The sequence below is a fragment of the Phytoactinopolyspora alkaliphila genome, from assembly GCF_010550695.1.
Taxonomy (GTDB): Bacteria; Actinomycetota; Actinomycetes; order Jiangellales; family Jiangellaceae; genus Phytoactinopolyspora; species Phytoactinopolyspora alkaliphila.
This window is the reverse complement of record NZ_JAAGOB010000007.1, coordinates 148,769-167,226: the sequence shown is the minus strand read 5'-3', so window position 1 is coordinate 167,226 and position 18,458 is coordinate 148,769. Positions and strand designations below refer to the sequence as shown.

The 18,458-nt window shown below is 69.9% G+C and carries 16 protein-coding genes; 4 read left to right on the top strand and 12 right to left on the bottom strand.

Annotation, left to right across the window (positions count from 1 at the left end):
- Positions 1–56: 56 nt before the first annotated feature.
- The 8 genes from G1H11_RS14615 to G1H11_RS14580 all read right to left on the bottom strand — a co-directional run bounded on the left by G1H11_RS14615 (position 57) and on the right by G1H11_RS14580 (position 11,612).
- Positions 57–1,805 carry a gamma-glutamyltransferase family protein gene (locus tag G1H11_RS14615; protein ID WP_246211436.1) on the bottom strand — a complete coding sequence of 583 codons (1,749 nt, stop codon included), beginning with the start codon at positions 1,803–1,805 and terminating at the stop codon, positions 57–59.
- Positions 1,806–1,995: 190 nt separating this feature from the next.
- Positions 1,996–3,900 carry a dipeptide ABC transporter ATP-binding protein gene (locus G1H11_RS14610; RefSeq protein ID WP_163819322.1) on the bottom strand — a complete coding sequence of 635 codons (1,905 nt, stop codon included), beginning with the start codon at positions 3,898–3,900 and terminating at the stop codon, positions 1,996–1,998.
- Positions 3,901–3,912: 12 nt separating this feature from the next.
- A complete protein-coding gene (locus tag G1H11_RS14605; protein WP_163819321.1) occupies positions 3,913–5,565 on the bottom strand; it encodes an ABC transporter substrate-binding protein in 1,653 nt (550 codons plus the stop codon).
- Between the two features lie 69 nt (positions 5,566–5,634).
- A complete protein-coding gene (locus tag G1H11_RS14600; RefSeq protein ID WP_163819320.1) occupies positions 5,635–6,540 on the bottom strand; it encodes an ABC transporter permease in 906 nt (301 codons plus the stop codon).
- Positions 6,530–7,474 (bottom strand): ABC transporter permease, encoded by a 945-nt coding sequence (locus G1H11_RS14595; RefSeq protein WP_163819319.1) that lies wholly within the window; start codon positions 7,472–7,474, stop codon positions 6,530–6,532. The genes G1H11_RS14600 and G1H11_RS14595 overlap by 11 nt, the downstream gene beginning before the upstream one ends.
- Positions 7,438–9,204, bottom strand: a complete 1,767-nt coding sequence (locus tag G1H11_RS14590) for an amidohydrolase family protein (RefSeq protein WP_163819318.1) — start codon at positions 9,202–9,204, stop codon at positions 7,438–7,440. Before G1H11_RS14590 ends, G1H11_RS14595 begins: the two co-directional genes overlap by 37 nt.
- A gap of 11 nt (positions 9,205–9,215) precedes the next feature.
- On the bottom strand, positions 9,216–10,262 hold the full coding sequence (locus G1H11_RS14585; protein ID WP_163819317.1) for a dihydrodipicolinate reductase: 1,047 nt from the start codon (positions 10,260–10,262) through the stop codon (positions 9,216–9,218).
- 324 nt (positions 10,263–10,586) lie between these two features.
- Complete coding sequence (locus tag G1H11_RS14580) at positions 10,587–11,612, bottom strand: PHP domain-containing protein (RefSeq protein WP_216843761.1); 1,026 nt, start codon at positions 11,610–11,612, stop codon at positions 10,587–10,589.
- A 263-nt stretch (positions 11,613–11,875) separates the two neighbouring features.
- Here G1H11_RS14580 and G1H11_RS14575 point away from each other — a divergent pair, with 263 nt between their 5' ends.
- Both G1H11_RS14575 and G1H11_RS14570 read left to right on the top strand, forming a co-directional pair.
- On the top strand, positions 11,876–12,706 hold the full coding sequence (locus G1H11_RS14575) for an endonuclease/exonuclease/phosphatase family protein (protein ID WP_163819315.1): 831 nt from the start codon (positions 11,876–11,878) through the stop codon (positions 12,704–12,706).
- A 72-nt stretch (positions 12,707–12,778) separates the two neighbouring features.
- The gene (locus G1H11_RS14570) at positions 12,779–12,967 is read left to right on the top strand and encodes a PspC domain-containing protein (protein ID WP_163819314.1); all 189 of its coding nucleotides are present in this window, start codon (positions 12,779–12,781) and stop codon (positions 12,965–12,967) included.
- Between the two features lie 63 nt (positions 12,968–13,030).
- On the opposite strand, the gene G1H11_RS14565 is transcribed toward G1H11_RS14570, so the two are convergent.
- The 3 genes from G1H11_RS14565 to G1H11_RS14555 all read right to left on the bottom strand — a co-directional run bounded on the left by G1H11_RS14565 (position 13,031) and on the right by G1H11_RS14555 (position 14,947).
- Complete coding sequence (locus G1H11_RS14565) at positions 13,031–13,456, bottom strand: PIN domain-containing protein (protein WP_163819313.1); 426 nt, start codon at positions 13,454–13,456, stop codon at positions 13,031–13,033.
- Positions 13,456–13,695 carry an AbrB/MazE/SpoVT family DNA-binding domain-containing protein gene (locus G1H11_RS14560; protein ID WP_163819312.1) on the bottom strand — a complete coding sequence of 80 codons (240 nt, stop codon included), beginning with the start codon at positions 13,693–13,695 and terminating at the stop codon, positions 13,456–13,458. Before G1H11_RS14560 ends, G1H11_RS14565 begins: the two co-directional genes overlap by 1 nt.
- Before the next feature lie 97 nt (positions 13,696–13,792).
- Positions 13,793–14,947 (bottom strand): PucR family transcriptional regulator, encoded by a 1,155-nt coding sequence (locus G1H11_RS14555; protein ID WP_163819311.1) that lies wholly within the window; start codon positions 14,945–14,947, stop codon positions 13,793–13,795.
- Between the two features lie 227 nt (positions 14,948–15,174).
- On the opposite strand from G1H11_RS14555, the gene pruA reads away from it, so the two are divergent.
- Positions 15,175–16,806: an L-glutamate gamma-semialdehyde dehydrogenase gene (pruA, locus tag G1H11_RS14550; protein ID WP_163819310.1), complete on the top strand. Its 1,632-nt coding sequence runs from the start codon at positions 15,175–15,177 to the stop codon at positions 16,804–16,806.
- 24 nt (positions 16,807–16,830) lie between these two features.
- On the opposite strand, the gene G1H11_RS14545 is transcribed toward pruA, so the two are convergent.
- On the bottom strand, positions 16,831–17,736 hold the full coding sequence (locus G1H11_RS14545) for a transglutaminase-like domain-containing protein (protein ID WP_216843760.1): 906 nt from the start codon (positions 17,734–17,736) through the stop codon (positions 16,831–16,833).
- Positions 17,737–17,882: 146 nt separating this feature from the next.
- On the opposite strand from G1H11_RS14545, the gene G1H11_RS14540 reads away from it, so the two are divergent.
- A complete protein-coding gene (locus G1H11_RS14540; RefSeq protein WP_163819309.1) occupies positions 17,883–18,365 on the top strand; it encodes a hypothetical protein in 483 nt (160 codons plus the stop codon).
- Positions 18,366–18,458 lie beyond the last annotated feature (93 nt).

The following is an 18,458-nucleotide window of genomic DNA, read 5'->3' as shown; positions in this document are numbered from 1 at the left end:
ATTCGACGTCGAACAGGCAGTATGGGTCCGATCCGCATGCACTCTGCCCCAAGATCCTACAGCCGCCATACCGCGGCGTAACCGCTTCCACGCCGAACCGGCTCGGCCACCGCGGTCACGTCGCCCTTGTCGTTCCACTGCAGGCCGTTGGCGGCGCCGATCCCCTCCATCGGCGTCCAGGGGATGAACCGGTGCCCGAGCTCTTCGAGCGCGCCCGCGAGCGGGCTGGCCAGGAATCCGGGCTCCGCCTCGGCGACGCCTCCATCGGCGCCGCGCTGGGTAACCCGCGGGTGGGCCAGTGCCTCTGCCAGTCCCATGCCCGCCCCCAGGGTCAGGTGGAGCAGCTGCAGCACGGTGGTGATGATCGTGGTGCCGCCGGGCGAGCCGACCGTCATCCGCAACCGCCCGCCGCGCTGCACCATGGTCGGCGCCATGCTGCTCAACGGGCGCATACCGGGCATCGGGCGGCCTGCACCGTGCCGGCCGCCCCGGCCGGGTGCCCGCCCGGCGAGCGCATCGTTGAGGAGGATCCCGGTCCCCGGAACGACGATCCCGCAACCACCCATACTCACGATGGTCGACGTGTAACTGACCGTCATGCCGTGGCCGTCGTCGACGCTGAGATGGATGGTGCTGGGACTCTCCGGCTCGTGCAGCATCCAGGAAGCCCCAGCGGCCGTCAGGTCACCCGGCTCGGTGCCCGCCGCGGACGTGACGTCATCGATCGACGACACGCCGCCGGTCCACGAGGCATCGGCCTCCCCAGCCCCGGCCCGGCCGACGTCCACCGCGGCGGCCCTGGATCGAAGGTAGGCGTCGCTCGTCAGCGCAGCAGCCGGTACATCCACAATCCGGCCGTCGCCGAGGTAGGCGCTACGGTCGGCGAAGGCCAGCCGGCACGCCTCGAGGTAGCGGTGGATGTGCCCGACGAGATCCCCACCGTCAGCAGGCGGCACCCTGTCCAGGATTCCGAGCGCCTCGGCGATGGTCAGGGCGCCGCTCGAGGGCAGCGGTGGACCGACGAGCTCGTATTCGCCGTAGCGGTAACGGACCGGCTCGAGGTGGCGCGCGGTGTAGCCGCTCAGGTCGGCGCGGGTCATCGCTCCCGGCCGGGCAGCGTCACCGCGATACGACGTCGCCACGGGCGGCTCGTTGACAGCGGCCACGATCGCGTCGGCGATCTTGCCGTCGTAGAAGACGTTCACCCCGTCGGCGGCGAACGTCTCGTAGGTGCGGGCCAGGTCCGGGTTCGTCAGCACCGCGCCCACCGGCAGCGCCGTGCCAGCCTCGTCCAGGTAAATGCGGGCGGTCGGCTCGAACATGGCGAAATCGGCGCGCCGCTCAGCGATCTCGCGGTGCAGCGTCTCGTCCACCTCGAAGCCGGCGTCCGCCAGGGCGATAGCCGGTGCTAGCACCTCGGCGAGACCGAGCCGGCCGTAGAGCCGGATCGCCTCCGCCCACGCCCGCGGCGCTCCCGGCACGCCCACCGCATGCCCGTGAACCCGGCGCTCGCCGTCCGGCAGTACCTGTCCGCCGGCGCCGACCATACTCTCCGGTCCGAACGCGGCCGACGCCTGTTCTCGATGCTCGATCACCACGCTGCGCCCGGACGGCAACCGGATCAGCATGAACCCGCCGCCGCCGAGCCCGCCGGACATCGGCCGGCACACCCCCTGCACCGCAGCCGCGGCCACCGCCGCGTCCACCGCGTTGCCTCCCCGCTCAAGGGTGATCCGGACGGCGTCCAGCACCCGCGGATCCTCGGCCGCCGCGGCCGCACCCCTCCCCTGCGCCACGTGGGTCATGCGCAAGTCCGACGACGATGGTGGGGGCTCGTGCCTTCTGCGGGCCCCCACCTGAGGAGTCGGAGCCGGAGGTCCTTGTGCATGACCCACCTCTGAATGAGCTTGTGTGTACTCGTGTCCAGCCGTGCTCATCGTGCGGGTCAGCTCCTCGAGGTCGGGTCCGGCTGTGGTCAAACGGCTAGCGGAGTGGTCAGCTGCGGGCGGTGGAGGTCACGGGGCTGGCCGGCACAGCCCGGTCCTCCGGATCGACGTTCAGCATCGCCGACAGCAGCGTCTTCGTGTAAGGGTGCTGGGGCCGGTCGTAGATGTCGTCGACGGTGCCGACCTCCACCAGCCGGCCCTCGCACATGACCGCCACCCGGTCGCAGATGGTGCGCACCACGTTGAGGTCGTGCGAGATCAGCACGTAGGACAGCCCCAGATCGGCGCGCAGCCGGCGGAGCAGGGTGATCACCTGGGCCTGAATGGACACGTCCAGCGCGGACAGCGGCTCGTCGAGCACCAGCACCCGTGGCTCGACGGCCAGCGCCCGCGCGATGGCCACCCGCTGCCGCTGCCCGCCGGAGAGCTGGTGCGGGTAGCGCTCGGCCAGGTCGGGCGGCAGGCCCACCAAGCCGAGCAGCTCCGTCACCCGGGCCGCGCGGGACCCGGACGCCAGCCGGTACCGGGCCAGCACCTCGGTGATCAGCCGCCGGATGGTCATCTTCGGGTTCAGCGAGCCGTACGGGTCCTGGTGCACCCACTGGACCGTGCGGCGGAACTGCTGCCCGGTGACCGGGGAGGCGTCCTGCGCGTGCACGGTGATGCCGCCGGTGTCGGGCTCGATCAGCCGCACCATCATCCTGCCCAGTGTGCTCTTCCCGCTGCCGGACTCACCCACGAGCCCCAGGCTCTCGCCGTGTCCCAGGGTGAAGCTGACATCGTCCACGGCCTGGGTGACGCCCGTGCGCCGCCCGGACCACGCCGACTTCGTCACGAACCGCTTGCTCACCCCGGCCACGGTCACCACGGGTGCGGAGTCCGGATCCGGCGGGACGTGGTCGGCGCGGGGTTGCGCCAGGTGCCCCACCGTCAGCATCTCGGTGGCGAAATGGCAGGCCGCCAGCGACGACGACGGAGTCGACCCCGTCGTTCCCGTCGTTCCTGGCAGAGCGACGAGCCGCAGCACCGGTACCTCGTCGACGCACCGGGCCTGGTCCGCGGCTGGACGCTCTACTCGCAGCCGGCACCGCGGATGGAACGCACACCCGCCCGGCCGCGTGGCCGGAGTGGCCGGCTCTCCCGGGATGGCCCGCACGTCGGCCCCGGTACGTCCCTCCGGGCGGCTGTCCAGCAGGGCGCGGGTGTACGGATGCAGCGGCCGGGCGAACAGCTCCCCCACCCGGCCGGTCTCCATGATCCGGCCCGCGTACATGACCGAGGCCCGGTCGGCGAGTTCCGCCACCAGGCCAAGATCGTGGGTGATCACCAGAATGCCGGCATTGATCTCGCTCTGCAGCAGGCGCAGCAGCTTGACGATCTTCACCTGCAGGGTGGCGTCCAGCGCGGTGGTCGGCTCGTCGGCGATCACCAGGCTGGGCCGGTTCACCAGCGCCATCGCGATCATGGCGCGCTGCAGCATCCCGCCGGAGAACTGGTGGGGATACTCCCGGCAGCGCCGCTCCGGGTCGGGGATGCCGACGTGCCCCAGCACCTCGGCGGCCAGCTTGTCGCCGGCGCGCTTGGACATCCGCTGCCGGATCCGCACCGGCTCGGTGACCTGGCGACCCACCGGGAGCACCGGGTTGAAGTTCGCCATCGGGTCCTGGAAGATCATGCCGACCCTGCCGCCGCGGAGCCCGCGCAGCGCGGGCCCGTCCGCGGCCAGCACATCGGTGCCGACGGCGGACAGCCCGCCCGCCGTCAGCTCGACGTTCGCCGGCAGCAGCCGCAGCACCGATCTGGCCGCCATGGTCTTTCCCGACCCGGACTCCCCCACCAGCGCCACCGTCTCACCCAGGCCGACGTCGATGTCGACGCCGTCCACCAGCGCAAGCGGCGCGTCGCCACGGGTTCGCACGCGCAGCTCGCGCACGGTGAGAACAGCATCGGTCACGTCGGTCTCCCGTTACTCGGTGATCCAGGTGTTCCAGGCCAGCACCGACGCGCCACCCTGCCGGGTCACACCGCCGATCCGGTTGTGGTGCGCCACAACGCCACCGGTGTCGCCGATCTTGATCAGCGGCACCTGCGCATACAGCAGTTCCTGGAACTCGTCGTTGAGCTCCTTGCGGCGCGCCTGATCCGACTCCTCCTGAAGCGCGTCGACCACGGCCTGTGTCTCGTCGTCGCACCACCAGCCCACGTAGGCGCACAGCTTCATGAACGGCTGCTCTACCGGGTCGTTCTTCATGCCGTAGTCGGTGACGAACAGCTCCCAGGCCGCCTCGTCGTCGCGGTGCGCGAGCGCCGTCGACCAGTCGTAGGTCTCGATCTCCACGTTCAGCCCGACGGCTTCCAGCTGCTGCTCTATCACGACGGCCTGGTTGTAGAAGCGGACCAGGTCACGGGAGGTGACGATACGGATCACCGAGCCGTCGTAGTCGCTCTCGGCGATCAGCTGTTCCGCGCGAGCGGGATCGGCCATGTCGTAGAGCTCTTCGGCCGCCGTGCTGTGCCATTCGGTCTCCTTGAGCTGGATGCTCGGGTCCAGCCGGAAGTTGTCCGCCCCGAGACCGGCGGTGAGGATCTCGGTGTGGCTCAGCGCCGCTTGGATCGCCTGGCGCAGCTTCAGGTCGGAGGTGACCTCCGAGGCATGGTTGACGAGAATCGCCTGGAAGCCGGTGGGGTCCACCCGTTCGATGGTCAGGTTCGGCGAGCCCTCCAGCGTCAGCAGCGCGTCCGCCGACGAGCCGTGGATCAGGTCGTATTCTCCGGCGTCGAACCCGGCCAGCCGGGCGCCCTCGTTGGCCACGGGGACGAACTCGATGGCGTCGAGGTACTGCGGCTTGTGCCCGCCGTAGCCGTCGGGACCGTCACCGGGCAGCGCACTGTAGTCGTCGAAGCGGACCAGCCGGATCAGCCGGCCGGTGTCGTACTCGTCCAGCTGGTACGGCCCGGTCCCGACGACCTCGGACAGTTCGGTCTCCGACGACGACTCCACGACGGACGCCGGATAGATGGCCAGTCCCTGGGTGTTGATGGAGATCGCGGACAGGAAGGCACCGAAGGGACGCTCGAAGTCGAAGACGACGGTGTGCTCGTCCGGTGCACTCACCTCGGCGAGCCGTCCCGCGACCTCGCGGCCGATGGAGCTGATCTCCGCCCAGCGTTCATATGACGCGATGACATCCTGCGCCGTCATGACCTCACCGTTGTGAAAGTTCACGCCCTCGCGCAGCTGCACCGTCCAGGTCAGGCCGTCGTCGCTCACCTCGGCCGACTCGGCGAGCATCGGCACGTTCGCCCCGGCCGTGTCCCGCACATACAGGAACTCGACCATGTTGTAGGCGACCGTGGCCACCACACCCGCGGTGGACTGCTGGATGTCCAGCGTGGGCGGGTCGGCTCCGAGCGCGTAGTTCAGCACGCCGCCCGTCGTCGCGCCGGCGGCCTGCGCTCCCTCCTCCGAGGTCGCGTCGCCATCGGTGCCGTCGGCACCGTCGTCGCCGCCGGACGATCCTCCGCACCCCGCGAGGACGAGTGCCCCCAGGGTGAGCAGGGCGATCAGGCGCAGCGCCGGATGGACAAGGGCCTGGAGATTCACCACACGTGCGTTCACAACATCCTCCACGAATCAGGCGTATTCGGCGGCGGTTCACGACGGGTCCGGGACAGACCCGGCGATACTTCAGATGCGTTCCGAACGGGGATCGAAGGCGTCGCGTAGCGCGTCTCCGATCATGTTGAGCGAGAGAAGGAGCAGGCTGAGGATCGCGCCTGGGGCGACGGCCAGCCACCAGGCGTTGCGCAGGTAGGTCTGGCCGTCGTTGAGCATGCTTCCCCACGTCGGTACGGACGTGGGGAGCCCGGCGCCCAGGAAGGACAGCGCCGCTTCGGCGAGGATCACGCTGGCCGCGCCGAACGTCGCGGCCAGGATGAGCGGTGACATCGAGTTGGCCAGCAGGTAGCGGACCATCAGGGTGGGCAGCCGCAAGTCGAGGACCCGGGCCAGCTCCATATACGGCGTCGACTTGACCACCAGGGCGGAGCTGCGCACCAGCCGGGCGAATCCCGGTATGGCCACGAGGGACAGCGCCGCGATGACGTTGCCGATGCTGGGGCCGAGCCTGGCCATCAGCGCGATCGCCAGCAGCACCGACGGAAAGGCCATCAACGCGTCCAGGAAGCGCATCACCGGCCCGTCGACCTTGGCGTACATCGCCGAGATCAGCCCCAGGAAGGCGCCGATCACCACGCTGATGGTCGTCACCGCGGCGGCGACGAGCAGGGAGGCACGGCCGCCGTCGAGCATCCGGGTCAGCACGTCCCGGCCGAACTGGTCGGTGCCGAGCCAGTGGCTGCCGCTGGGCGGCGCCAGCCGCGCTACCGGGTCGACCACCTGCGGGTCGTGCGCCGAGAGCACCGGCCCGACCAGGCACGCCAGCACAATCAGCGCCAGCAGCCCGAGCCCGATCATGCCGCGGGTGGAGGCCCGGAAGGAACCGACCCAGCCGGCTCGCAGCCGAGCTCGGGGCCGGACCAAGTCGTGCGTGTCCGGTTCCGGCACTCCGGCGGAAGTGAGGTCAACGGCCATAGCGCACCCTCGGGTCCAGATAGGCGTAGATCACGTCGACGAGCAGCGTCACGAGGCAGAACAGCAGCGCGGACAGCAGCACCCCGGCCTGGATCACCGGGTAGTCGCGCCGGGCGATGCTCTCCACCAGCAGCTGGCCGATCCCTTGCAGGTTGAACACGTACTCGGTCACCACGGCGCCGCCGAGCAGGTTGCCGAACGAGATGCCGATCACCGTCACCGACGGGATCGCGGCGTTGCGCAGGACGTGCTTGATCACCACCTGTGGTCGGCTGAGCCCCTTGGAGTAGGCCGTCTCGACGTACTCGGCGGACATCACGTCCAGGACCGACGAGCGGATGATCCGGGCGAACGAGGTGAGCGAGATCCCCAGCACGGCGCTCGGCAGGATCATCGCCCGCACGTGGCCGAGAAAGTCCTCCGTGGGCGAGACGTAACCGCCGGTGGGCAGCAGGCCGAGCTGGACGGAGAAGAACATGATGACGAGGATGCCGAGGAAGAAGTTCGGCACCGCGTTGATGGCCACCGTCATCCCCATGACCAGCCGGTCGATCAGCCCGCCGCGCCGCACGCCAGAGATCACCCCGGCAGGAATCCCCACCAGCAACGCCACCACCAGCGAGTACACGGCCAGCAGCGCCGTCGGCTCCAGGTACCTGAGCATCGCCTCGCCAACGGGCACGCGCAAGTACAGCGACTGGCCGAAGTCCAGGCGCAGCAGTCCGCCGGCCCAGTTGAGGAACTGCTCGACAACCCCGCGGTCCAGGCCGAGCGCCGCCCGGAGTTCCTCGCGCTGCTCGATGGTCGCGTCGATGCCCAGGATCGCAATGGTCGGGTCGCCCGGCGTGAAGTGCAGGATGCCGAACGTGATCAGCGCGACCATCAGCAGGACCGGGATCAGGGTGAGAAGGCGCCTGCCGACGAATCCGGCCATGGGTCCCCTCCTCTCGTCCCGGGTTGCCGGTGCGGTGTGCCGGACTGCCGGTGCGGTGTGCCGGACTGCTGGGGCGGCGTGCTCGCCGTGCCGGTCCGCAGGACGAACCGCCCGGCCGCCGCACCCGTGTCGTCGTCGTTCTCCACGACGACGACGCCGTTCACCACCGCCAGGTCCAGGCCCGTGCTGAAGCGCTTGGGGTCCTCGAAGGTGGAACGGTCGCGGAACCGCTGCGGGTCGAACATCAGCAGGTCGGCCGCGGCCCCTGGACGGATCAGCCCGCGGTCCAGGTGTGCCGCCGGGCTCGGCCGGCCGGGACGTGCCCAGCCCAGCCGGCGGGCCGGCAGGCCGGTGCACTTGTGCACCGCCGTCTCCAGGGGCATCAGCCCGTCCAGGGCGAGCTGGAGGAACCTGGTGAACGTGCCGTAGTTGCGCGGATGCGGAACGCCGGGGAACTCCGGGTGGATCAGCCGGGCGTCACTGCCGAGCATGCACCTGGGGTGCGCCAGCACGGCTTGCATGTCCGCCTCGCTCATCGCGTGGTCGATGATCTGCACCTTCTCCCCGGCGAGGAGCAAGTCAAGGACCAGGTCCGCCGGGGACGTCGATTCCGCCCGGGCGGCGTCGACCACCCGCTGCCCGGTGTAACGCTCGTACCGGCCGGGGATCGCGATGTCGCTGATGGTGAGGTCGTCGAGGTCGGTATCGGCGCCCGGTATCGAGGAGCAACCGGGGAAGCGTTCCTCCATCCCGTCGATCACCCGCTGCCGCAGTCCGGCGTCGACGCGGCCCTCCTCGTCACGCTCGCCGAGCAGTGTGCTGGCGCGCGCCCAGGTAGGAAGGTACGCCCAGAGGCTGGTGCTGCTGGCCGGGTAGGGATAGCAGTCGATCAGCACGTCAAGTCCGGCAGCGGCCGCGTCGTCGATCATCGGCAGGGTCTTCTCCACCGCGCCCCAGTTCCGCCGCCGCTTCGCCTTGTGGTGGCTGATCTGCACGGCGACACCGGCCGCGTGCCCGATCTCCAACGCCTCCCGGACCGCGTCGACCAGGTGGTCACCCTCGTCGCGGATGTGCGAGGCGTAGAAGCCGCCGGCCCCCGCCACCACCCGGGCCAGCTCGACGATCTCCTCCGTTCCGGCGAACCTGCCTGGGTCGTAGATCAGGCCAGTGGACATGCCGTGAGCGCCTTGCGCCATGGCGGTGGCCACGAGGTCTCGCATCCGGGCCAACTCGTCGTCGCTCGGATGGCGGCTTCCGGGATCGGCCATGGCAGCCAGGCGCACGGCGCCGTGGCCCACGAGCGGGGCGACGTTGGTGGCGAGGGGGTGCCTCGACATCGCCGCGGCGAATGCGGCCAGGTCCGGCCATCTGCGGTCGGTGGAGCCGCTGTCGGTGTCGGGGTCGGTGTCGGGGTCGCCGTCGGAGCCTGCTGGAAACGGGCTCATGCCGCAGTTGCCGGTGACGATGGTCGTCACGCCCTGCCGGAGCATCCCGTCCGCGCGGGGGTAGCGGTCGATGCTGAAGTCGACGTGGCTGTGCGTGTCGATGAAGCCGGGGCACACCACCCGGCCGCCGGCGTCGATCACCCGGTGGGCGCCGAGCCCGGCGTCGTCACCGGCACCGGCGCCTACAGCGACGATCCGTCCGCCGGCGATCGCCACGTCGCCCTTCTCGGCGGGAGCGCCCGACCCGTCGACGATTCGGGCGTCCTTGATCAGCAAGCTGGTCACGGCGTGGCTTCTCAGAAGTTCAGCGGGGAGGCGGGGATCTCGTCGGCGGTGCGCAGTCCTGGCGGCGCCACCCGGACCCTGCCGAGCGAGTTGACCACCACCGCTGCCGTGGCGGAGTCGCCGTGCAGCCCGCGAATGACGGTCTCCAGGCCGGGGTCGCCGTCGATGGTGATCACGTCACGGGGGTCCGGCAGGCCCACGGCCATCTGCAGGTGCAGCCGGATCACCTCCACACCGTTCCGGCGAGCGACGACGAGCTGGTCGATGCCGAGGACGTGGCCCGTGTCGACGGCAGAGTCGCCGAGGGGCACCCGAGCCTGGGCGATGACGGGGTCGATCGTCTCGGTGAACTCGGTGCATCCCAGCCCGAGGGCCCGGTCGACCAGTCGGGCCGACTCCGGCAGACCGACGTGGCGAATGGTGCCCTGCGCCACCCGTTCGCCGAACTCCTCCACCGTGAGTCCGGCGCCTACCTTGCGCTGCAGCGGCAGCCGCCGCAGTCCGGCGTCCTGAACCCGGTGCACGGCGACACCGTGGACTGCCCGCTGCGACGCGGCCAGCACCACCGGCAGGTAGTCCATCGAGTAGCCGGGGTTGACCCCGGTACCGAGGAGGACCACGCCGTTCTCCGCCGCCACCCGGTCGAGCTGGGCGGCCAGCTCACCTTGGGTGCTGCGCGGATCCGACAGCTCCTCGCAGGTGGACACGACGTGGTAGCCGGCGCGCATCAGCTCGGCGAACGTGCCCGCCACCTTCTCCAGGGACGACCCGGCACAGTGGATCGCCACCGCCCCCGGCCCTGCGGCCGGCAGCTCGCCCACGGATCCGACCACCACTGCGTCGCCGTTCGCACCGTCGGTGACCTGGTTCAGGGTGCGGCCGATCAGCTGGGGATCGATGTCTACCGCACCAATACTGCGGTAACTGCCGCGCCCGGCGAGGAACGCGAGCACTTGCCGCCCAATGGGGCCGAGGCCGACGTGGACGACACCGATGAGCCGCTCGTGGCTCTCACCGGAGGTCGAAGCTGCAGGGGACGAGGCGTGGGTCACAGTCATGGCGAGAACCGTACGGTAGGACTGGAAATCTCGTCAAGTATTAGTTGACTTCGACTTTCCCCGCGATGCCTCGTGCCGCCCTCAGCCCCGCGTCGCTCGCCTCCACCCGCCAGAACCAGCACAACGATCTTCACGAGCCCGCACCCATCGGCCAGGACTCACACGACACCCCACACACGCCGGCCTCGGGCAGGCGAACCGACATCATCCGGCCAATGGCCCGGATAATGTCGGTTCTCCCGGCACCGGCTCACCGCGGTCGACGCGGAAGGCGGCACGCGGAACGCCGAACGCGGGACGTGCGAACGGTAACGGCGGCCGCTGTTAGCGCCGGGTCCACGCCAACAGGTCGTCCACGGTCCAACTGTTCACGATCCGTTCCATCGGCACGCCGCAGGCCGCAGCCCGTTCACAGCCGTACGGCTGCCAGTCCAGCTGGCCGGGAGCGTGCGCGTCGGTGTCGATGGCGAACAGGCAGCCGGCTTCCACTGCCAGCCGCAGCAGCCGCTTGGGTGGATCGAGCCGCTCCGGGCGAGAGTTGATCTCGACGGCAACGCCGAACCGCTCGCACGCGGCGAACACGACCTCCGCGTCGAACTCCGATTCCGGCCGGTTGCCCCGCGAGCCGGTGACCAGCCGGCCGGTGCAATGACCAAGGACGTCGACGTGCGGGTTCGCGATCGCCGCGACCATGCGCCGGGTCATCACATCGGCGGGACTGCGCAGCTTCGAGTGCACACTCGCGACGACGACGTCCAGGCGGTCCAGCAACTCGTCGGACTGATCGAGCGAACCGTCCTCGTTGATGTCGACCTCGATCCCGGTCAGCACCCGGAAGCCGTCCAGTCCAGCGTTGAGCTCTGCGACGACGTCGAGCTGCTCGCGCAACCGGTCGGCGGACAGTCCATTGGCGACGGTGAGGCGTGGCGAGTGGTCGGTCAGGGCGACGTACTCGTGCCCCAGACCGGCGGCGGCGGCGACCATCTCCGGAATGGGACTGCCGCCGTCCGACCAGTCGGAGTGGGTGTGCAGGTCGCCCCGGAGAGCCGCCCGGATCTCGGCTCCGCCTTCCGCCACAGGCTGACCGCCGGTGGCCTCCAGTCGGCGCAGGTACACCGGCGTCTCCCCCGCCAGCGACTCCTCGATCGCGGTGGCGGTGACCTTGCCGATGCCGCGCAGTTCGGTCAGCGTGCCGGCTTCAGCACGTGCGGCCAGCTCGTCGTCGCTCAGCTCGTCGACTGTGGCCGCGGCGGTACGGAACGCGCGCACCCGATACGTCGGTTCCCGAGCACGTTCGAGCAGGTAGGCGATGCGGCGCAGGGCGTCAGCGGGGCGGGCGGGCGAACTCACAGGTCCCATTCTGCCGGGTCCCGCCGGCACGGCAGGTCTCGACGAGCAATCCCGACGACGAGTTCCGACGACGAGTCCCAACTCCCCGGACCGCGCGCCCACCGCCGATCGGCGGGCAGCCGCGCGCAGCGACATGTGACACGCCCCTTTCGCGGTCCGGCCCGCCGGGGGCCGGACCGGGAAAGCCCGTTGTGACCTGCTGACACTGCCGTTGAAAACCGCACGCGGTGGGTACAGGCGCGGCACAGGAGGTGGCGCGTCACATGAACGACAGGTACTCAGGGCCACAGCGGCCGGTCGCCCGGATGGTCAGCTGGAACGTGTGGTGGCGGTTCGGAACGGGTTGGCAGCACCGGCAGGACACCATCGCGGCCACGCTCGCCGACCTGGAACCAGACATCGTGGGCTTGCAGGAGGCATGGGCCACCAACGGCCGCTCGGAGTCGAGCCTGCTCGCAGACGGCTTCGGCTTCCACTCGGCCTTCGCCGGGCCGTCGCTTCCGCCCGTGCCGCGGCCTCCGGAGACACCGGACCAGGAAGGTGTGGAGCTGGGCGTCGCCGTGATCAGCCGGTGGCCGATCAAGCACACCTGGACGCACCTGTTGCCTTCGAGCCGGCCGCATCCTCTCGTCGCGCTGGTAGCCGTCGTCGAGCATCCGCTCGGCCCGCTTCCGGTCGTGTCGACCTGCCTGGAATGGGAACCGTCCCTCGCCGACGACCATCTGGCGCAAGCGCAGGATTTGGTCGAGCTCACCGACTCCCTTACCGAGCGCAGCAGCGGCGACCTGCCGCTCGTGCTGCTGGGTGACCTGAACGCGCCGCCGCAGAGTCCCGGGATCAAGGTGCTCACCGACGCCATGGTCGATTCCTGGAGCGTCTCCGGAGACCCGGAGGGCGTCACGCTGAGCAGCCAGAACCCGTTCGCTCCGCACGAGGCCACCGAGCAGATCGACCGCCGCATCGACTACGTGCTCACCCGTTCAGCGTCGGACCGGCCGCCACCGCGCGTGCGCCGCGCCTTCCTTGCCGGGACCGTGCCGGCAGAGCATCCCCCGTCCGATCACTACGCGGTGGTCGCGGACATCCGGCTGTGACCGGCGCCGGCCACCGGCCGCGTTCTCGAGCAATCGGCTGATGGGAACACGCGCGCTGGGTAACGTGTCGGCATGGCTACCCCGAGTCTCGTTAGACCCCGCCGAGGGAAGATGATCGCCGGCGTGTGCGCCGCGCTCGCCAAGCGGTTCAACTTGTCCACGGGCATCGTCCGGCTGCTGTTCGTGATCTTTGGCCTGGTCGGTGCCGGTGAGATCGCCTACATCGTGCTGTGGATCGTCATTCCCAAAGCCGAGTACTAGTGCCGCGCACCGCAAGAGACTAGTCCCGAGCATGGGACACAGAGCTGCCGTTGCGCGTGATCCTTACGGGCGTACGCCCTGACTATCCGGAAGGGGCATGACCTCGCCGCCTTCGTCCCGGACCATCTCAGCGCAGTGCCAGTCCGACGTGGCCAGGACGAGTTTCAGTGTCACCGCGCAGAGCCCGGCGACACAGTCGGCGAGACTGACCGCGCGGTCGGTGCGGTGATAGTGCCGTGCCCGCCAGCGTCCCGAGTCCACCAGCGTCGCCTCGTCGAGCTGAACGGTGTTGACACCGAGCAGGGCGATGTCGGCCTCGACGTCGTCTGGATCGGCGCCCGCGAGGCGGCTCATCCGGTCGATCACCTCGCCGAGGTTCAGTGGGTGGATCACGGCTTCGCCCCTCTCCAGCACCGGACGCACCTCCTGTGCCGCCGGCTCCCCCTTGAGCACCGCGATGGCCGCGTAGGCGTCGAGTAATACTGCCATCAGCGCGCGTGCTCTCGTTCCGCTTCTTCCGCACGAGCGATCCGGCGCAGCTCGTCGGACGACTCTCCTCCGGCGTACTTGCCGATGACCGACTCGATGGGGTCGTCCGGCACCGGCCTGACGATGATCCGATCTCCCTTGTCGATGACGAGCACGTGCGTGGCGTTCCAACGACGACGCACCGCTGCCGGAATGGACACCTGCCCATTTGACGAGAGCTTCAACGTATACGCTGACATAGCAAAATCATACAGTGACGACGCCACGACATACAGCACGCTGGGTGCATACGGACGTCCCCGAGCGCGTGCTCCGCACCCAGGACACCGTGTGCCCTTATGAGGTCAGCAGGAGCGGCGCCATCCGCAGGCCGAGGTGAAGCCGCAGCCGTCCGTCGCCGCCGGACAGATCCATGCCGGTGAGCTGCTCGATCCGGCGCAACCGGTAGTACACCGTCTGGCGATGCACGTTGAGGGTGGCCGCGGTGCGCTGGACATCGCCGCCGTACTCCAGGTACGTCTCCACCGTCTTGCGCAGCTCGGGATCGGGGTGCTCGACGAGGCGCAGGACGGCCGGCTCCATCAACGCCTCCGCCAGCTCGGTGCGTGAACCACACGCCAGCATCCGGTAGATCCCGAGCGTCGGCCAGCTCGCCACGGGCCGCAACGCAGGCACCACGGCGCCCACCCGGGCGGCGAGCCGGGCCTCGCGCCAGCTCTCACCGGCCTGGGCCAGGTCCGGGCGAGCTCCACCGACGCCGACGACGAGTTCATGCGCCGCCGGGCCGGCGTGCTCGGCATACGCGGTCCGGGCCCGGTGAGCGACCTCCTCCGCCGCCACATCGTCGCCGCTCACGGGGACGAGCAGGGTGGTTCCCGCATCCCAGGCGCCTGCCAGCACCGATCGCGGCAAGCTCCACAGGTTGAGCGGCGCGGGCTCGGCGGACGGCGTCGTCGCGCGCACATGTACGGCCGCCACCGGCATCCTCCGCGCGACATTGCTCAGCTCACCGAGCTCGTCGGCGACGTCCTCGGCGGTCCGGGGGTCCGCCGTGACGAGATCGCGCACCTTGAACCCGATCTCCTCCCTGGCCCGGGCCTGCTGCGCCATGAGCGCTCCGGCGCGTGTGGCCAGGGCGGCGGCCGCGGGCACGTCGGCGTCGTCGATGCGATGGTCGTCGTCGAGCAGCCACAGGTAGCCGTAGGTGACACCCCGCCAGCGCGCGGGAAGACAGAGCCGGCTCAACAGGCCCAGCTCGGGCGACGACGGCGTTCGCACCGGCAGGTCGGTGCCGGCGATGCCGAACTGTTCCAGCCACGACGTCGCCTCCGGCGAGCACCTCCGCCGCAGGATCGACTGCGCCCGCACGTCGTCGATCCCGTCGCCGTGCGAACAGAATGCCACCAGGTTGAAGTCCCGGTCTTCCAGCGTGGCGGGTCTGGCCAGCACGGTGGAGACCGTGTCGACGATGTCCTGCAATTCCGGTCTCATGGCTCTCCCAAATGCGCAACGTCCTGCAGAACGAGCGCCCCCGGCCACGTGTTGCAGGACGCTACCCGCGACCACAGTGTAGTTGAGCATATGTCTAGTCCATGCCTCGACCTGTGTGACGCTTGTCCAAAGACGCAGGACACGGCCGCCGCATAGGTTCATAGCAGTCCCGGCGCCGCACTCGAGGCGGCAGGGACCAGCTGTCCGCCGCCTCGAAGGGAACCGTCATGGACGCCGTCACCCAGGTCCCCGCACCTGTCAACGAACCCGTGCTGCAGTACGGCCCCGGGAGCCCCGAGCGGTCCCGGCTCACCGCCAGGCTCAGCGCCCTGGCCGCCGCCGGGCCGATCGACCTGCCGGCCACGATCGGTGGCGAGCAGCGGCCCGGCGGAGGAGCCGAGATGCCGGTCGTCCAGCCGCACAATCACCGCGCCGTACTCGGCGTGCTGCGCAACGCGACGCACGCCGACGCGAAGTCGGCCATCGCGGCGGCCCGCGATGCGGCCGGGCCGTGGCAGGCGATGAGCTTCGACGACCGGGCCGCGGTCTTCCTCAAGGCAGCCGAGCTGCTCTCCGGCCCGTGGCGCGACACGCTCAACGCCGCGACCATGCTCGGGCAGTCGAAGACGGTGATACAGGCAGAGATCGACTCGGCCTGCGAGCTGATCGACTTCTGGCGCTTCAACGTGCACTTCGCCCGGCAGATCCTCGCCGAGCAGCCGGCAGCGAACGCTCCCGGGATCTGGAACCGGCTGGACCACCGCCCGCTGGACGGGTTCGTCTACGCCGTCAGCCCGTTCAACTTCACCGCGATCGCCGGGAACCTGCCCGCCGCGCCGGCGCTGATGGGCAACTGCGTGGTGTGGAAGCCGGCGCCGACGCAGCAGTTCGCCGCGCACTGGACGATGCGCCTGCTTGAGGAAGCCGGGTTGCCGCCCGGAGTGATCAACATGTTGCCCGGCGACGGCCTCGCTGTCTCTGACGTCGTCCTGGCCGACCCCGGACTGGCCGGGATCCACTTCACCGGATCCACGGCCACCTTCCAGCACCTGTGGCGCACCGTGGGCGAGAACATCGGCAGCTACGACACGTACCCCCGCCTGGTGGGTGAGACCGGCGGGAAGAACTTCGTCCTGGTGGACCCGTCGGCGGACCCGGCGGTCGCCCGCACGGCGCTGATCCGCGGCGCCTTCGAGTACCAGGGACAGAAGTGCTCGGCCGCCTCGCGTGCGTACGTCGCGCGCAGTGTGTGGGAGCGGATGTCCGGCACCCTTGTGGAGGAGGTCCGATCGCTGCCGATGGGCGACGTCACCGATCTCGGCAACTTCCTCGGCGCCGTCATCGACGCCCGGGCGTTCGCCCGGCTCAAGGCCGCGATCGACCGCGCGCACGCCGACCCCTCCATCACGGTCCTCACGGGCGGCACCTACGACGACTCGACCGGGTACTTCATCCAGCCGACCGTCCTCGTGTGCGACGACCCGCGCAACGACGTGTTCCGCACCGAGTACTTCGGCCCGATCATGGCCGTGTTCGTCTACGACGACGCCGACCTGGACGGCGTGATAGCGCAGATCAAGGACGCCTCCCCGTACGGGCTCACCGGGGCTGTGATCGCCCGGGACCGGGGCGCCATCACGCATGCCGCCCACGCGTTGCGTTCAGTGGCGGGCAACTTCTACGTCAACGACAAGCCGACCGGGGCCGTCGTCGGGCAGCAGCCGTTCGGCGGTTCGCGTGCGTCTGGGACCAACGACAAGGCCGGTTCGACGCAGAACCTGCTGCGCTGGACCTCCACGCGCGCCATCAAGGAGACCTTCGAGCCCCCGACGCAATACCGCTACCCGCACATGGACTGACGGCGAGCGTCGAGGGGCACCAGGTCAGACGGTTTCGTCGCGGCCCAGGATGGCGTTGTGGACCGTGTCCGGGATCCGGATCCGCTCGTCGTCCTGATAAACGGCGTGCAGCTCGGTGAACCCCGCGTCCGGTGACCGGGTCAGTGCGGCCAGGCGGTCGAAGAGCTCCAGGCGGTCGTCGTCGATCGGCTCATCAGCCGCGGGCATCGCGCCCCAGACATCCCACGGCAACATTTCCACCGCGTTGAGGGCGGCGACGTCGCGTATCAGGTTGCCCGCGATCCACCACAGGCCGCCCTGGCCGAGCATGCTGAAACCGAATCTCGACGGATCGGCCTCACCGGCGCGGCACGCGACCCAGGCGTCGCCGGCGATCACGAAGCGGTCCCGCGGGACGTCGGTGGTGTCGAAGTCGATCGGAAGGAACCCCCGGAGCACATCGTCGATCTGGGCGTCGACCAGGACCCAGCGCCGCTCCTGGGCGTTCCAGTACTCCCCGACCCAGTGATCCTCGTGTGACCCGCTGCCGAAGTAGTTCCCGAAGCCGCAGCGCGCGCGGGCGGGGATTCCGCGCGCCCGCAGGGTCGCGGCAAGGAGGACGGAGAAGTGGCGGCAGTTGCCGGCCAGCCGCTTCTCCGGCGGTCGTGCGACGCTGAGCGGCTCGCCGTCATCGGCCAGCATGCGCTCCAGCAAGGCCTCGACGCGCCGGAGGTGGACGCTGGTGCGACGCTCGTCCGGCAGGTCGTACCCGTAGGCCTGGCTCATGTGCTCGTGTATGACCAGGCCCGGCAACATCGCGGCGATCTCCTCGACGCTCCCGGGCAGCTCGTCGAAGAGCGTTCCGTGCCGTCCGGCGGATGTCATCGCCGCCGGTCGGGCATAGAAGTCGAGGACGGACTGCATCGGCTGCTGATCGGTGGATGTGAGCATGATGGCCTCCTATGGCTCGCCCAACGCATTGAACCCGGCGCCTGCGGCGACATGCCGCGCCGGCACCACCGATCGTCAGGTCTGCCCCAAGGGCAGAGTCAATACCGGCGGGGTAACCTAGCCAGATCTAGCAGAGAGGCACCGCTGTGAGCATCCATCTGTCCGGCAGAGGGGCCACACCACGACGTATCGTGATCAGCTGCGACGTCGCCGGATGCCCGGTTCAGGTGGAGCCGCCTCCGGCCGAGCGATGGCGCAGCGACGCCGACGCTCTGTCATGGGCCCGGAACCACGCGGCGGACTGGACCTATGACCCCGTCCGCGAGAGCGACTACTGTCCCGAGCACGCGGAGTTCAGCAAAGCCCCGGCCACCGTTCCACCGCGGCCCACCGCCGCCATGCGGGACCGGGCGGGCAATCCGGTGAACCGCGACGACTTCGCCGCACAGCTTCGGCTCCGGATGGAGCAGGCCGACGACGCGGCGCCGGCGGTGCTGACCCGTGGCCAGGCCACGGTCATCGCCCGGCTGCTGGATGAGCTCGCCGGCGTCTACAAGGCCGAGGATCTCGGCGCGCTCGCCCACGACCTGTCCCAGATGCTCAGCAACCGGACGAGTGAGCACGCCTGACCTACCGCGGCCGGGGGCCGTGTCACGCGGGCAGGTTCAGGAGGTACGCGCCGTATCCGGACTTCGCCAGGGTCAATAGATTCCGTCCGCACA

Excerpts from the sequence above, each read along its gene's own strand:
- G1H11_RS14565 (WP_163819313.1), bottom strand. The coding sequence starts at position 13,456 with ATGGCAGTATTACTCGACGCCTACGCGGCCATCGCGGTGCTCAAGGGG.
- G1H11_RS14575 (WP_163819315.1), top strand. The coding sequence starts at position 11,876 with ATGAACGACAGGTACTCAGGGCCACAGCGGCCGGTCGCCCGGATGGTC.
- G1H11_RS14595 (WP_163819319.1), bottom strand. The coding sequence starts at position 7,474 with ATGGCCGGATTCGTCGGCAGGCGCCTTCTCACCCTGATCCCGGTCCTG.
- G1H11_RS14600 (WP_163819320.1), bottom strand. The coding sequence starts at position 6,540 with ATGGCCGTTGACCTCACTTCCGCCGGAGTGCCGGAACCGGACACGCAC.
- G1H11_RS14585 (WP_163819317.1), bottom strand. The coding sequence starts at position 10,262 with ATGACTGTGACCCACGCCTCGTCCCCTGCAGCTTCGACCTCCGGTGAG.
- G1H11_RS14570 (WP_163819314.1), top strand. The coding sequence starts at position 12,779 with ATGGCTACCCCGAGTCTCGTTAGACCCCGCCGAGGGAAGATGATCGCC.
- G1H11_RS14545 (WP_216843760.1), bottom strand. The coding sequence starts at position 17,736 with ATGCTCACATCCACCGATCAGCAGCCGATGCAGTCCGTCCTCGACTTC.
- G1H11_RS14560 (WP_163819312.1), bottom strand. The coding sequence starts at position 13,695 with ATGTCAGCGTATACGTTGAAGCTCTCGTCAAATGGGCAGGTGTCCATT.
- G1H11_RS14555 (WP_163819311.1), bottom strand. The coding sequence starts at position 14,947 with ATGAGACCGGAATTGCAGGACATCGTCGACACGGTCTCCACCGTGCTG.
- pruA (WP_163819310.1), top strand. The coding sequence starts at position 15,175 with ATGGACGCCGTCACCCAGGTCCCCGCACCTGTCAACGAACCCGTGCTG.
- G1H11_RS14615 (WP_246211436.1), bottom strand. The coding sequence starts at position 1,805 with ATGACCCACGTGGCGCAGGGGAGGGGTGCGGCCGCGGCGGCCGAGGAT.